The sequence below is a fragment of the Roseovarius pelagicus genome (assembly GCF_025639885.1).
Lineage (GTDB): Bacteria > Pseudomonadota > Alphaproteobacteria > Rhodobacterales > Rhodobacteraceae > Roseovarius > Roseovarius pelagicus.
Genome location: NZ_CP106738.1, coordinates 1,658,847 through 1,673,036 on the forward strand (window position 1 = coordinate 1,658,847; position 14,190 = coordinate 1,673,036).

The 14,190-nt window shown below is 62.1% G+C and carries 13 protein-coding genes and 1 pseudogene; 5 read left to right on the forward strand and 9 right to left on the reverse strand.

Annotated elements, in window-relative coordinates:
- Window positions 1–51 precede the first annotated feature (51 nt).
- On the forward strand, window positions 52–1,314 hold the full coding sequence (locus tag N7U68_RS09295; protein ID WP_263048926.1) for a glycerate kinase type-2 family protein: 1,263 nt from the start codon (window positions 52–54) through the stop codon (window positions 1,312–1,314).
- 12 nt (window positions 1,315–1,326) lie between these two features.
- On the opposite strand, the gene rsmD is transcribed toward N7U68_RS09295, so the two are convergent.
- Entirely contained in the window at window positions 1,327–1,896 is a 570-nt protein-coding gene (rsmD, locus tag N7U68_RS09300; protein WP_263048927.1) for a 16S rRNA (guanine(966)-N(2))-methyltransferase RsmD, read from the reverse strand.
- Window positions 1,893–3,103, reverse strand: a pseudogene (locus N7U68_RS09305) (NAD(P)/FAD-dependent oxidoreductase). Before N7U68_RS09305 ends, rsmD begins: the two are co-directional and overlap by 4 nt.
- 93 nt (window positions 3,104–3,196) lie before the next feature.
- Between N7U68_RS09305 and N7U68_RS09310 the strand changes: the two are divergent.
- Complete coding sequence (locus N7U68_RS09310) at window positions 3,197–3,685, forward strand: peroxiredoxin (protein ID WP_165196143.1); 489 nt, start codon at window positions 3,197–3,199, stop codon at window positions 3,683–3,685.
- A 140-nt stretch (window positions 3,686–3,825) separates the two neighbouring features.
- Here the strand turns inward: N7U68_RS09310 and N7U68_RS09315 are convergent, their stop codons facing one another.
- The 6 genes from N7U68_RS09315 to N7U68_RS09340 form a co-directional block, all read right to left on the reverse strand.
- Window positions 3,826–4,122 (reverse strand): 4a-hydroxytetrahydrobiopterin dehydratase, encoded by a 297-nt coding sequence (locus tag N7U68_RS09315; protein ID WP_165196141.1) that lies wholly within the window; start codon window positions 4,120–4,122, stop codon window positions 3,826–3,828.
- Window positions 4,119–5,306: a GNAT family N-acetyltransferase gene (locus N7U68_RS09320; RefSeq protein WP_263048928.1), complete on the reverse strand. Its 1,188-nt coding sequence runs from the start codon at window positions 5,304–5,306 to the stop codon at window positions 4,119–4,121. The genes N7U68_RS09315 and N7U68_RS09320 overlap by 4 nt, the downstream gene beginning before the upstream one ends.
- Before the next feature lie 49 nt (window positions 5,307–5,355).
- A complete protein-coding gene (locus N7U68_RS09325; RefSeq protein WP_263048929.1) occupies window positions 5,356–6,126 on the reverse strand; it encodes a glycerophosphodiester phosphodiesterase family protein in 771 nt (256 codons plus the stop codon).
- Window positions 6,123–6,584: a RidA family protein gene (locus N7U68_RS09330; RefSeq protein ID WP_263048930.1), complete on the reverse strand. Its 462-nt coding sequence runs from the start codon at window positions 6,582–6,584 to the stop codon at window positions 6,123–6,125. Before N7U68_RS09330 ends, N7U68_RS09325 begins: the two co-directional genes overlap by 4 nt.
- Window positions 6,585–6,662: 78 nt before the next feature.
- A complete protein-coding gene (locus N7U68_RS09335; protein ID WP_263048931.1) occupies window positions 6,663–7,964 on the reverse strand; it encodes an HlyD family type I secretion periplasmic adaptor subunit in 1,302 nt (433 codons plus the stop codon).
- Complete coding sequence (locus N7U68_RS09340) at window positions 7,961–9,670, reverse strand: type I secretion system permease/ATPase (RefSeq protein ID WP_263048932.1); 1,710 nt, start codon at window positions 9,668–9,670, stop codon at window positions 7,961–7,963. The genes N7U68_RS09335 and N7U68_RS09340 overlap by 4 nt, the downstream gene beginning before the upstream one ends.
- Window positions 9,671–9,903: 233 nt before the next feature.
- Between N7U68_RS09340 and N7U68_RS09345 the strand changes: the two genes are divergently transcribed.
- Together N7U68_RS09345 and N7U68_RS09350 are read left to right on the forward strand one after the other, a co-directional pair.
- Window positions 9,904–10,710, forward strand: coding sequence for an MlaA family lipoprotein (locus tag N7U68_RS09345; protein WP_241188110.1), 807 nt, complete (start codon window positions 9,904–9,906; stop codon window positions 10,708–10,710).
- A complete protein-coding gene (locus N7U68_RS09350) occupies window positions 10,700–11,308 on the forward strand; it encodes an MlaC/ttg2D family ABC transporter substrate-binding protein (protein ID WP_206295700.1) in 609 nt (202 codons plus the stop codon). Before N7U68_RS09345 ends, N7U68_RS09350 begins: the two co-directional genes overlap by 11 nt.
- 84 nt (window positions 11,309–11,392) lie before the next feature.
- Here the strand turns inward: N7U68_RS09350 and N7U68_RS09355 are convergent, their stop codons facing one another.
- Window positions 11,393–13,567: a transglycosylase domain-containing protein gene (locus N7U68_RS09355; RefSeq protein WP_263048933.1), complete on the reverse strand. Its 2,175-nt coding sequence runs from the start codon at window positions 13,565–13,567 to the stop codon at window positions 11,393–11,395.
- 279 nt (window positions 13,568–13,846) lie between these two features.
- Here N7U68_RS09355 and N7U68_RS09360 point away from each other — a divergent pair, with 279 nt between their 5' ends.
- Window positions 13,847–14,185 carry a P-II family nitrogen regulator gene (locus N7U68_RS09360; protein ID WP_165196129.1) on the forward strand — a complete coding sequence of 113 codons (339 nt, stop codon included), beginning with the start codon at window positions 13,847–13,849 and terminating at the stop codon, window positions 14,183–14,185.
- Window positions 14,186–14,190 lie beyond the last annotated feature (5 nt).

The window sequence follows — 14,190 nt, forward strand, 5'->3', positions numbered from 1 at the left end:
GTGCGTTGGTGGCGCTAACGTGCCCCCTGAACCCCCCATGAAGAGGCCCCCATGACCCTTGATGCCCCCAGTTTGCTGCGCCAGCTCTTTGACCGCGCGGTAGAGGTTGCCGACCCAATGCAGAGTCTCGCCGCCGTACTGCCTCCCAAACCCGCCGGGCGTGTGGTGATCATCGGCGCGGGCAAGGCATCGGCGCGCATGGCCGAGGCGGTCGAGGCCGCGTGGGGTCCATGCGAGGGGCTGGTCATCACCCGCTATGGATATGCCCGCCCCTGCGCCGGGATCGAGATTGTCGAGGCCGCACATCCGGTGCCCGACGCCGCAGGCATGCAGGCCACGCGCCGAATGCTCGACCTCGTGTCAGGTTTGGGCGCGGACGATTTCGTCCTCGCGCTCATTTCCGGTGGCGGCTCTGCCTTGCTGACCGCACCTGCGGGCGATATCACGCTGGCCGAAAAACAGGCGTTGACCGACGCGCTGCTGGCCAGCGGTGCCCCCATTGGCGAGATCAACGGCATCCGTAAACAAATATCGGCCGTAAAAGGCGGCAAGCTAGCCGCCGCCGCATACCCTGCCCGCATGCTGGCATTGATGATCTCCGACGTACCCGGTGACGACCCCGGCGATATCGCCAGCGGCCCGACCGTGGGCAGTACCGGCGACGCCGCGCGCGCATTGGCGGCATTGAACCGCTGGAACGTCACGCCGCCTGCATCGATCACCACGTATCTGACCGCAGGCGGCGCGCCACTGGCCCCGGAAGACATACGCCTTAGTCATGTGCAGAACGTGATCTACGCCGCGCCCTCGCAGTCGCTGGCAGCCGCCGCCGAACTGGCGCAGACGGCAGGCATCAAGGTCGACATTCTCGGTGACGCGCTGGAAGGCGAAGCGCGCGATGTGGCTCGTGCCCATGCCGCCGCCGCGCTGGACAGACAAGCGGCCCTGCCGCCCGGCTCGCCCCCCGTTCTGCTACTGTCGGGCGGCGAACTGACCGTCACCCGGCGCGGCAACGGCGTCGGCGGACCAAACGCGGAATATGCGCTGGCACTGGCCATCGCACTGGACGCAGCGCCCGGCATTCACGCGATTGCCTGCGATACCGATGGCGTCGATGGTGCAGCCGAGGTAGCGGGCGCACTGATTGGTCCTGATACGCTGAAGCAGGCAGCGGCAAAGGACGTCATCGCTGCGCAAGCGTTGTCCGATAACGACGCGCATCACTTTTTCGAACACATCGGTGGGCAAGTTGTGACCGGGCCGACACTGACCAATGTGAACGATTTCCGCGCGATCCTGATCCAGCCGCGCTAAGGGTGCAAAGGCTCAGGCCGCGAGGCCCGTATGCTCCAGCAACGTGATCTGCGTATCGCCATAGCGCCGCGCGTCCAGCACCGTCAGGCCGGCAGGCGGGGCGACGACCGCGCTTTCCTCCCAGACGACCAACGCACCGGGGGCCAACCACCCCCCGGCCAGCGCCGCCGCCAGCGCCTGCTCGCCCAGACCGCGCGCATAAGGTGGATCAAGAAACACCAGATCAAATGCCGCACCATCAAGAGCGCCAATCCGCCGCGCATCCCGACGCAGCACGCGTGTCTCGTCCTCGGCCCGGCAGAGCGCGATATTCTCGGACAACAGCCCCTGCGCCTTGCGCCCATTCTCGACAAAACACACATGCGCCGCGCCGCGCGACAGCGCCTCCAGACCCAGCGCGCCGGTACCCGCGAACAGGTCCAGCACACGCGCATCCGGATGCGGCGCACCATGCGAATTGCTCAATACGTTGAACAGGCTCTCGCGCACCCGATCTGCCGTAGGGCGCAATTGCGCAACCACGTCCCCCTTGCCGACCGAAGCAAGCCGCCGCCCGCGAAAATCGCCACCAATGATTCTCACCCGCGCAACAGCGCCTTCAACTCGGTTCCAGTGTCGGCCACCGCTGCCGGATCGGGTGACTTGCCTGCATCAATCAACCGTTTGCCGACCATATAGGCGCGCGGCTCGTTCATCGCATCGACCGCCAACAGCGTGTCGCCCTTGTAATACCAGAACGAGGTCGATCCCTCAGCGTCACCCGGCCGCGTCACGATCCGGTCATAGCCAGTGTTCAGCCCGGCAATCTGCAGCTTGACGTCATATTGATCCGACCAAAACCACGGCTGCGGCACATAGGTCTTTTGCGCACCCATGATGTTCTCGGCCACGCATTCCGCCATATCAATCGCGTTTGGCACGCTCTCCAGCCGGCTGCGTCCGCCATTATGCGGAAAGGATGCGCAATCACCCGCCGCCCAGATCGCCGGGTCGCTTGTCTGGCCCAACGCGTTCACCTTGATACCGTTCTCGATCATCAGTCCCGACATTTCCGCCAGCCCGGTGCCGGGGGCAATACCCACCCCGACAATCACGAAATCAACCGTCAGTTCGCTGCCATCACTCAGACGCGCACCGGTCACGCTGCCCTCGCCCAGCAATGTCTCCAGTCCCAGCCCCTCGCGGATGTCGACATCATGCGACGTATGCAGCGCGCGAAAGTAATCTGACGTCTCGGGGGCCGCGACCCGTTGCAGGATCCGATCCGCCATCTCGACCAGCGTGACCTTCAGCCCCTTGCTGGCCGCCACGGCCGCCGCTTCCAGTCCGATATATCCCCCCCGACGATCAACACATGTTTACCGGATACGCACCGCGGCGCCATCGCATCCACATCATTCAGATCGCGCACAACAAACACGCCATCCAGTTCGCCGCCGATCGATGCAGGCAGCCGCCGGGGCGTCGAACCTGTCGTCAGAACCAGATGATCATACGGCAACCGATCCTCGCCGACATGCACCTCGCGCCCCTCGCGATCAATCGCCGTGACCCGCTCGCCCAGACGCAGCTCAATCCCGTTTTCGCTATAAAAGCTTTCTGGCCGAAGATAGAGCCGCTCCAACGCCATCTCACCCAATAGGTATTTTTTGGACAATGGCGGACGTTGATAGGGCGGCGCGGCCTCTTCACCAATAAGTGTGATCTGCCCCTCAAAGCCCGAATTCCGCAGCTTCGCCACCAGTGACGATCCCGCCTGTCCGGCCCCGATCACAACGACATTGGTCATCCCGCTCTCCTGCTGATTTAAAGAGTTAACATCTGCTGCATAGCGCCTATATCTATAACAACGCCAATTACAAATGACAGACAGGATACGACAATGACGATCACCAAAGGCGACACCGTTCCGGCATCTACCCTCGTAGCAATGGGCGCCGACGGCCCTGCCCCCGTCGATCTGGCCACCAAGCTGGCTGGCCGCAAGGTGGTGATTTTCGCCGTGCCAGGCGCCTTTACTCCCACCTGCCACTCGGCCCATGTTCCCAGCTTCGTGCGCACAAAATCCGATTTCGACGCCAAGGGTGTGGACGAAATCATCTGCGTCAGTGTCAATGACCCCTTCGTGATGAAGAGCTGGGGCGAAGCCACTGGCGCGACAGAGGCAGGCATTACCATGCTGGGCGACCCCGAGGCCACCTTCACCAAGGCCATCGGCATGGAATTCTCTGCCCCGCCGGCAGGCCTCATCGACCGCTCCAAACGCTACGCCATGGTGGTAGAGGACGGCACCGTGACCGTAATGCAGGCCGAAGAAAACCCCGGCACTTGCGAGGTCTCGGGCGGCGAAGCCCTGCTCGCGTCCCTCTGAATCTGTAGCACAGCAGAGCGCCCCACGCCCCAAAACGTTTCGGGGCGAACTCGTAGCTCGAGATAGTCCCGAACCGCTCTGGTTCTTCTTGCCGTCAATATCCTGGGGGTCTGGGGGTGAAACCCCCAAGCCTACCGCAGCTATCCTGCCAGCGTGTCCATCTTGCGTGCCAGCTTTGCATCCAACGCGCTCAGCCCATCCACATCATGCGTGGTCAGCGTCACCACCACCCGGTTATAGACATTCGACCACTCGGGATGGTGATCCCACTTCTCGGCCCAGATCGCAGCTCGGGTCATGAACCCGAACGCCTCGGCAAAATCCGTGAACTTATAGGTTTTGCGGATCGCATCGCGCCCCTCCACCATCGCCCAGCCGCCGTCCAGCAACGGGGCCAGCATTGTGTCGCGCGCGGTATCGCTCAGTTTGTCGGTCACAGGTTATCCTCCACCTTTGTCTTACGAAACGGGCCATATGCCGTCAGAATGTCGATCTCCTGATCCACCGCATCCTTTTCCGCCTCCAGATACCGCGCGACCGCCTCGGCGAATCCGGTATCCGCCAACCAGTGTAGCGAATGCGTGGTGACGGGCATGTATCCGCGCGCCAGTTTATGTTCTCCCTGCGCCCCGGCCTCGACGCGGTCCAGCCCATGAGCGATGGCGTGTTCAATGGCACGGTAATAGCACAGTTCGAAATGCAGCGCGGGGTGATCCTCGATACAGCCCCAATACCGGCCAAAGAGCGCCTGCGCGCCGATCATGTTCAGCGCCCCCGCGACCGCCCGCCCATCGCGCCGTGCCAACACCAGCAGGATATCATCCCGTAACGTATCCTGTGCGATGTCGAAAAACGCCCGTGTCAGGTACGGTGTGCCCCATTTGCGCGCGCCAGTGTCCTGATAGAACTGCCAGAACGCATCCCAGTGTGCGGGTTTGATGTCATCACCCGTCAGTGCCACGATCTCGCCGCCAAAATCCTGCGCGGTCCGGCGTTCCTTGCGGATATTCTTGCGCTTGCGCGCGTTCAGCTGCGCCAGAAAGCCTTCAAAGCTGTCATAGCCAGCATTCACCCAGTGAAATTGCTGACTGCTGCGCGGCATCAAACCCATCGCAGCCCCCGCCGCCGCCTCGTCCTCGGTGCAAAACGTGATATGCAGCGATGACAGCCCGTGTCGTTCGGCCATCTGTACCGCGCCCTGCACCAGCGCCGCGCGGCCCACGTGCTCGAACCCCGGCCGGGTCAGAAACCGTCGTCCGGTGGCAGGCGTAAAGGGCACCGCGATCTGCATTTTCGGATAGTAGCGCCCGCCGGCACTCTCATAGGCATGTGCCCAATTGTGATCGAATATATATTCGCCCTGACTGTGCGATTTGGCATAGAGCGGCGCGCAGGCGATCACCTCTCCGCCCTGTCGGACTGTCATGTATTGCGCCTGCCAGCCGGTGCCCGGTCCGACCGACCCGCTCTGCTCCAACGCCGACAGGAAACGATAGGTGGTAAATGGGTCGATGGGGCGGGCACCGCTCACAGCCTCGGGGCAGGCACACCCATCCCAATCGCGCGCGACGATGTCCGACAGGCTGTCGTGGGTCTCGATGATCACTTCGGTGTCTGTCATGGCTTCATTATGCCTCGCCATGCCCAATCTGTGGTGTCCGCGCGCGGGATCAAGCCGGAATCGCGGCCCGGTATCCCTCGAAGGTGATATTATGCGCAATGCGTCGCGCCTCGGCCTCTTGTGCGGCACTGCGCACGGTCCAGCACAGGATCGCGGCACCGCTTGCCTTGATCTCAGCCACGCGCGGACGATCAAGGTCGCTGACCTCGTGACTGATAAATGACGCCGCCGCCGTATCGAAATCCGGGATGTCACGCAGCCGTGCGCGCAGACGGTCGTCAGGCAGTTCGGGCCACGCATCGGCACTGTAGCCGCTGGTCACGATCCCCCGAGATACGTCAGGGCACAGGTCTGCCAGCGCAATCACCGAATGCGGGTTGAACGACATCAGCGCCAACGGCCCTGCATATCCCGCCACCTCCCGAGCGACGGCGGCCTCCAGCCGTCCATCTGTCACCCCCATCTCGCCGTGCTGGTCCTTCACCTCAACCAATAGCGGCACCCGGCCAGCCACCAACTCCAGCACTTCGGCGAAACTCGGCACGCATTCGCGGCTTCCGCGCAGCGGTGTCGCCGCCAACGCGGTCGCGCTGGTTTGCTGCACCTTGCCTGTCGTCCCTGTCAGGCGCTCCAGATCATAGTCGTGAAACACCACCGCCTGCCCGTCGCGTGTCAGTTGCAGGTCGATCTCTATACCGTACCCTGCATCCATCGCCGCGCGGATCGCTGCGCGGGAATTTTCCGGGCGGCCCGCACCCAGATCATGCAAAGCGCGATGCGCCACCGGCACATCGCGAAACGCCTGTGGTAGCAATGTCATTTGATCTGAAAGATGCCTTCGATCTCGACGGCGACGCCCAGCGGCAATGAGGCCGCAGAAACCGCTGCGCGCGCATGTTTACCCGCCTCGCCCAACGCCTCGCCAATGAAATCAGATGCGCCATTGATGACGGTGGGCTGCTCGGTGTAATCCGGCGTCGAATTTACAAAGCCACCCAGCTTGACCACCCGGACCAGACGGTCCAGATCGCCGTCGCATGCCGCCTTGACCTGCGCCAGCAGGTTGATCGCACAGACCTTCGCCGCCGCCGCACCGGCAGCCGTGTCCATGTTGTCACCCAGTTTACCGATCAGAAGGCCGCTCTCATCCTTGGAGATCTGACCCGACACATAGAGCATGTCCCTGACCTGCACATAGGGCACGTAGTTGGCTGCTGGCGCCGGGGCGTCGGGCAATGTGACACCCATCGCGGCCAGTTTTTCCTCGAATTTGCTCATTCCGATATCCTCCGAAAGGGATTGCATTTCGCGCGGACGCTAACGCCCATTGCGCCGAATGGAAATGGCAATCTGGCGTCATTCACGCAGCGCACGGTTGACGTAATCGCCCAGCGGTTTGATCAGATACTCCAGCGGCGTGTGATCACCGGTGCGCATATATGCCTCTGCGGACATGCCGGCAATCAGCACGATCCCCTCGGGCAGCTGTGTCGCAGCATCGCCCGCCAGCGCAATCTCGATCCGGTAATATGCCCTCTCGGTGGTCGCCTCGATCAGCACATCAGCAGACAGATGCGTGATCTGCCCCTCCAGTTCCGGCGACGTGCCCTTGTCGAAAGAGGGAAACCGCAATGTCACGCGCTGCCCCATGGATACCCGGTCTCTCTGGCCGGGGTCGACCCGAGCCTCAATGTGCGAAATGCGGTTGAATGGAACGATCTGCATCATCGTGACGGCAGGCTGCACCACAGTTCCACGGGTCAGCTTCCCCATGTCATGCACCCAGCCGTCAACCGGGGCAATCAGCCGTTGCGCCGCAATCCGGGTACGCAACGCGCGCGACCGTTCGCGCAAAACCCGCTCGCGGTGCAGAATATCGCGCAGTTTGCTGATCGCTTCCTCGCGCCGCCGGGTGCGCAAGGTCTGCCGTTCCGTTTGCAACGCGACGATGCGCGCATGAGCCTGTGCAACCTGTGCAGCCAGATCACCGGCAACACCTGCCAACCGCGCCGCTTCCCGACGCAACGCCAGAACCCGACCCGCCTGCGCCAGACCCTTATCCAGCAACGCCTGTTGATCCTCCAGTTCTTCTGCGATCACCATCTGCTGTGTCGTGACGGCATCCTTTTGCGATTCCAGTCCGGCGATTTGGGCCGCGATCAGCTGCATCCGCTGGTCCAATTGCGTCCCGATTTCCGCGTCTAGGGCGTCGCGCGCGCGCAGCAGGCTGCGCTGTCCCGCCATGACGTCCGCCAGTGCCGGATCGTCTGCTGCCATATCATCGGGGAACCGGATGCGCGCCGCGCCATCGCGCTCTGCCACCAGCCTTGCGTGACGTGCGCGCACTTCATTCAGCTCCGCCTGCACCAATGCCAGCTCCGACTGCAAATCGGCCGCATCCAACACGAGCAATATCTCTCCAGCCGCCACGCGTTGCCCCTCATGTACATTGACCTGTGCTACCACCCCTCCGCGCGGATGCTGGATGACATGCGACGGCTCGGACGACACCACGTGCGCCGGCACAACAAGGGCGCCTGCGATCTGCGCTTGCGATGCCCAGACCCCAAAGCCGCCGATCAGCAGCACCAGCGCCAGCGCCCCAAGGGTCAGGAAGCCGCGCACCGGAGCATCCGCCAGATCCGATCCCGTCCTCACGGCCCCGCACCGTCAGCTATGTGCCGCTGATGGCCGCCGTCCAGCAGTTGCGCGTGATTGCGCACCGCTGAGCGCAAAACCTCATCGCGGGTTCCAAATTGCTTGAGGATACCATCCTCAAGCCACAAAAGATGGTCACATTCCTGAATGGCGGCAGGACGATGCGCCATGACCAGAACGGCCTTTTGCGCCTGCTTGAATTGGCGGATTGCCGTGTTGATTGCCGCGACCCCTGCATTGTCGAGGTTAGAATTCGGCTCATCAAGGATCAGCAGAACCGGGTCGCCGTACACTGCGCGCGCCAAAGCGATCCGTTGCACCTGCCCCCCCGACAATTGCCCGCCTCTGGGGCAGAGAGGGGTGTCATAGCCTTCGGACAACGCCAGGATCATCTCGTGTGCGCCTGCCCGGCGTGCGGCGGCGGTCACAGCGTCCACGGTGGCGTCGGGGTCCGTCCGCGCAATGTTTTCTGCGACCGTCCCGGTGAACAGTTCCACCCGCTGCGGTAGATACCCCACATGGCTGCCCATCTGCCCCGCGCCAAACGCTTCTATCGGGGTATTGCCCAGCCGGACCTGCCCCGAGAACGGTCTCCAGCTACCGACGATTGCCCGCGCCAGTGCAGTCTTGCCTGCTCCTGACGCTCCGATGACACCGACCGCCTGCCCCGGCGCGACCTCGAATCCTACGCCGCGCAGCGCGGGCATTCGGGTCTCTGGCGGTGCCACGCTGAGGTGGCGCACATGCAGCCTCGCCTCTGGTTTTGGCAACGCAGCGCGCGGCGATATCGCCGGATAGGTTTCCAATAGCGTACTTAACGCCTGCCATGCGTTGGTGGCGCGTCGGACCAACGGCCATCCGCCAATGATCTGTTCGATCGGGGCCAGCGCGCGGACCGTCAGAACAGAAGTCGCTATCATCGCCCCCGGAGACAACGCGCCGCGCAGCACCAGATAGGCCCCTAGGCCCAGAATCGCCGACTGCAAAATCAAACGCAACGCGCGCGACGCAGCGGAAAACCCGCCGCTGATGTCACCGATCCCGGTCTCTAGCCGCAACCGCTCCGCCTGACGGCCTGACCAATGGTGATATGCAGTATGCCGCATCCCCAGCGCGCCCACAGTTTCTGACGCTGCGCCCAGATCGTCGGCCATTCCGGTCGCCATGGCGGCAGATCGCGCCGCCTTGGGCGCGGCGTCCCGGCTGCAGGTCTGGTTCAGCACCGCCAACGCGAGCAGCGCCGCGACACCACCGAACGCCAGCCACCCGAGCCATGAGTGAAACACGAAAATACACAACAAGAACAACGGCACCCACGGCAGGTCAACGAATGCGATCGTGACCGGCGCAGCCATCACCCGCTGCACTGTTCCCAGATTACATAGCGCCTGTGGCAACGCATCACGCGCGGATCCTGCCATCGCGTGGCGCAATCCCGCGTCGAACACACGCGCCTGCAAATGCGATTGCATCCTCAGGGCAACGCGCACCATCAGTCGTGCGCGCACGAAATCCAGCACCGCCAGAATAGAGAACAGGAACACCGCCAGAATAGAAAGCACGACCAGCGTTTCGACCGACCTGCTGGAAAGGACCCGGTCATAGACCTGCAGCATATAAATCGGGCCCGTCAAAAGCAGAAGGTTGGCGACAGCACTAAACAGCGCAACACACCAGATCAGGCCCCGCGATCTGCGCCGCGCCATACGCAGCTCCGCCCGACCCCACTCATTGCCCTGTGATACGTGCAATGCTTGCATGGCACCTCATAAGATTGTACTTCGCGACGCAATCTGTGGCAGCTGCGATGCCGACGCACGGCGTCTCTTTTCTGCCACGGATCGACAGGATGCGATCTGCGGTCTGTATTCTTGATCATGGATCGGATTAGTTAACTGATTGACTATTGTATTGCAGAAACTGACCGGGATTTGACCTAGTGACCGCCTCATCCGTGACCCGCATTCTGAGCCCGGCCCGATTGACTATTGTCGGGCTCGTTCTGACGCTGGTTTCTGCCTGCGCGCAGCCCGACCCGGCCGTGACGCGCGGCGCGCCATTTGATCCCTATGAGGCGGAAAACCGTCGCATGCATAACTTCAACCGTAGCGTCGACAGCGCCCTCGTGCGCCCCGCCGGCAGAGGGTACTCCAAGGCGATCCCCGACGACATCGAAACGGTGATCGGCAATTTCTCCAACAACCTGTCCTTGCCCGCCGCCATTGTGAACAACGTGCTTCAGGGCAATGGCAAAGGCGCGACCGAGGATTTCTACCGGTTCGTGGTCAACACCACCATCGGGCTTGGTGGTCTTTTTGACACCGCGACCGACCTGAACATGCCGGCCCAATCTGATGCCGATTTCGGTCAGACGCTTTATGCTTGGGGCGTGAACGAAGGCCCGTATCTGGAACTGCCTCTATTGGGGCCGTCCACCACGCGCGATGCCGTGGGCAAAACGGTGGATTTGTTTACAAACCCACTCAGCTACGCTGTTAAATCGCCAGAATCTTTCTACGGCACCGGCGCGTCGGTCTCGGCCAGCCTCAGCGCACGCGGACGCTATAGCGATGCCATCGATTCGATCCTCTATGAAAGCGCCGACAGCTACGCGGCTTCCCGCTCACTCTATCTGCAAAACCGCAGATTCAAGGTGGGAAAAGGCGGCAGCGATGACTATCTTGATCCCTATGACACGGGCTCTGCTGGCCCAAGTGATCCGTATGGAGACCCCTATGACGAATGACATGACCCGCCGCGCCGCCCTGAAAACCGGATGTGCCGCCGCCCTCATCGCCGCTCTGCCTGCAACAGGCGCGCTGGCCCTGACAGAGGCCCGCGCCAAGGCACTGGTCGATCAGGTCGTAACCGACATCAACCGCGTGATCGCGTCTGGCAAACCCCTGTCGTCGATGATCAATGATTTCGAAAAAATCTTTCGCAAATATGCCGACGTGAACATCATTGCCCGGTCAACGCTCGGGGCGGATTCCAATCGCGCCACTGGTGCGCAGATGCGCGCCTATACTGATGCATTCCGCGGCTACGTCGCGCGCAAATACGGCAAGCGGTTCAACGAATTCGCAGGCGGCAGGATCGAGGTCAAAGGCGTGCGTCAGGTCAAATCGTGGCAAGAGGTGACATCCACCGTCTATCTGCGCGGCGAGGCCCCGTTCGAAGTCCGCTTTCTCGTCTCGGATCGTTCGGGCAAGGATCTCTTCTTTGACATGGTCATCGAAGGCATCAGCCTACGCCTGAGCGAGCGGACCGAGATCGGCTCGATGCTGGATCGCCGCAAGGGCAATATCGACGCCCTGATCGCGGATTTGAAAGCCGCAGGCTAGCCGTTCATCGGATAGATTTTTCGTACGAAAAATCTCGGTACGCGCCTATATCATCCGGATGCTCAGATTATTCGCAGAGTAATCTCAGCCACCGCCCAGCAGCTTGCGCAGGATATTCTCGATCGGTTTCTTGCGCTCGCGTCCCGGTTGCTGTGTCGGCTGACGTTGTGGCTGGGATTGATTGTCCTGCTCAGTGCCCAGATTCTGTGTCGGGCGTGATGGCGCACGCATCATCGGCAGCGGCCGCACTGGCACGCCCTCGTCAACGCGAATCATGGTCTCGTGCCAGATTTCCGCAGGCAGCCCGCCACCTGTCACACCCGTCAGTGGCGTGTTGTCATCATACCCCATCCAGACACCCACTACATAATCAGCCGTGAATCCCAAAAACCACGCATCGCGCGCCGCTTGCGTCGTGCCGGTCTTGCCTGCTGCCTCGCGGTCAGGCAGCGCGGCACGGCGACCAGAGCCGGACTTGACCACCTGATGCATCATGTAGATCAGCTCTTGCGCGGCCTCTTCACGAATGACCCGTTCGCCGATACCGCCCCCGGTGCCCATCAGCGGCTCGTCCTGCCCCAACAGGCGCAACTCGACCAGACCGTAGGGCGTGACCGACGACCCCCCGTTCAGGATACCTGCATAAGCCCCCGACATTTCCAGCAGCGTACTCTCCGATGCGCCCAGCGCCAGTGCCGGCCCATCCGCCAGATCGCTCTGGATACCAAACTCACTGGCGACCCGGCGCACTAGGTCGCGTCCGACACTTTCGGACACCTTCACGGCAGGGATATTGTACGACTTCTTCAATGCCTCGGTTAGCGTGACCCGGCCATGGAACTTGTGGTCATAGTTGCTGGGGCACCAGCGGCCAGAGCCGGGAATATCCAGACAATAGGGCTCGTCCGTCACCGTGGCCTGACTGGAATAACCCAGTTCCAGCGCCGTGGCATAGACGAATGGCTTGAACGCCGATCCGGTCTGCCGACGCGCCTGCGTCGCGCGGTTGAACGCGCCTGTCACCTTGGTCTCGCGCCCGCCGACCATGCCGCGTACCGCGCCATCCGCGGACATCACCACAATCGCGGCCTGCGCCTTGGACCCTTCACGCACCTTTTCTTCAAAAATGTACTGCATCGCATCTTCGGCAGCGGTCTGAATGCGCTGATCCAGAGTGGTGCGGATAATCACATCCTCGGTCGTGTCACGGGTGAAAAATTCGGGCCCCGACGCCATGACCCAATCGGCAAAATACCCACCGGCCTGCGCCTCTGCCGCCTCTGACAGTTCTGCAGGGTTTGCGATGGCCGCATCCGCCTCGGCGGCCGTCAGATACCCCTGATCTTCCATCAAACGCACCACCACCGATGCCCGATTCTGCGACCGTTCAATGTTGCTGGTCGGCGCCAATGTCGAAGGTGCGGTCAGCAGCCCCGCCAGCATCGCGCCCTCTGCGGCATTGAGCCCCGCCGCAGGTTTGCCAAAATACCGCTGCGCGGCCGCCTCTGCCCCATATGCCCCACCGCCCAGATAGGCGCGGTTCAGATAAATCGACAGGACCTCGTCCTTGGAGTATTTCGCCTCCATCGCCAGTGCATAGATCGCTTCCTTGGCCTTTCGCCACAGCGACGACTGCCGGCAATCGCGGACATAGGCCGCTTCGCTTTCCCAGTCTTTCTCGTTGAACTCGACCCCAAGGCAGAGCAGCTTGGCCGTCTGCTGGCTGATGGTTGACCCACCATGCCCGCTCAGCGGGCCGCGCCCTTCGCTCAGGTTGATGCGCACCGCACTGGCAATGCCGATCGGGTCAATGCCCGGATGCAGATAGAACCGCTTGTCCTCGGTCGCCACGACCGCATTGCGCAGGTGTTTTGACACGTTTTGTGCCGTCACCACCCCGCCGAACTGATCCCCGCGCCATGCGAACACTTCGCCTTCGCGGTCCAACAGGGTAACCGACCCGCGCGCGCGCCCATCCAGCAGCTTTGCCACGTCGGGTAGCGTGGTATAGACATATCCGGTCGCCAGCCCGACGATCAGGCCCGCCACCAGACCAACCCGCCAGCCAATTCCCCAGACGATACGCCACACCCAACGCAGCAGCCCCGAGAACGCGCGCCGGATCGGCCCGCCACGGCGCGCCGTTTTGGACCGCGTCACCCGACGGCGCGGCTTGGCCTTGGGTTTGGCCTTTGGTTTGGTTTTCGGTTTGCGCCTGTCCGCCACCAGCGGCGGCTTTCTGCGTCCTGAATTTGCCATGTCAGCCCTGTTCAGCCCTGCTCGGAGCCTTGGTTTTTGGTCATGATACTCAACTTTGCACCGATTGTAGAGCCTTGGTGACACCCAATGCGCATTTTCCGCTTGCATAATTTTTCAGCAACAACGCGGCAATGCCCAATCTTTAATCATCCACCTGTGACAACCCTCGCTCTTTGCGCGCCGGAGTCTTCATAAATCCGCCCCGATTGATTTTTCTGCACCTGCACAATGCGGCACCCTCGGAGGAGGGCGGCACACACAGATACCGAAAGGGACACCGTGAAACTCATCATAGCGACAATCAAACCGTTCAAGCTGGAAGAGGTCCGCGAAGCACTGACCGAAATCGGCGTACGCGGCATGATGGTGAATGAAATCAAAGGCTTCGGCGCACAGTCCGGACATACCGAAATCTATCGCGGCGCAGAATATGCCGTCAATTTCGTGCCCAAGGTCAAACTCGAAATCGCCGTTTCCGCGGCGATGGCCGACGAAGTGGTCGAAACCATCGCCAAGACTGCCCGCACCGGCAAGATCGGCGACGGCAAGATTTTCGTTCTCGACATCTCTCAGGCCGTGCGCGTGCGCACCGGTGAAACCAACGAAGACGCGCTTTGAGCGCG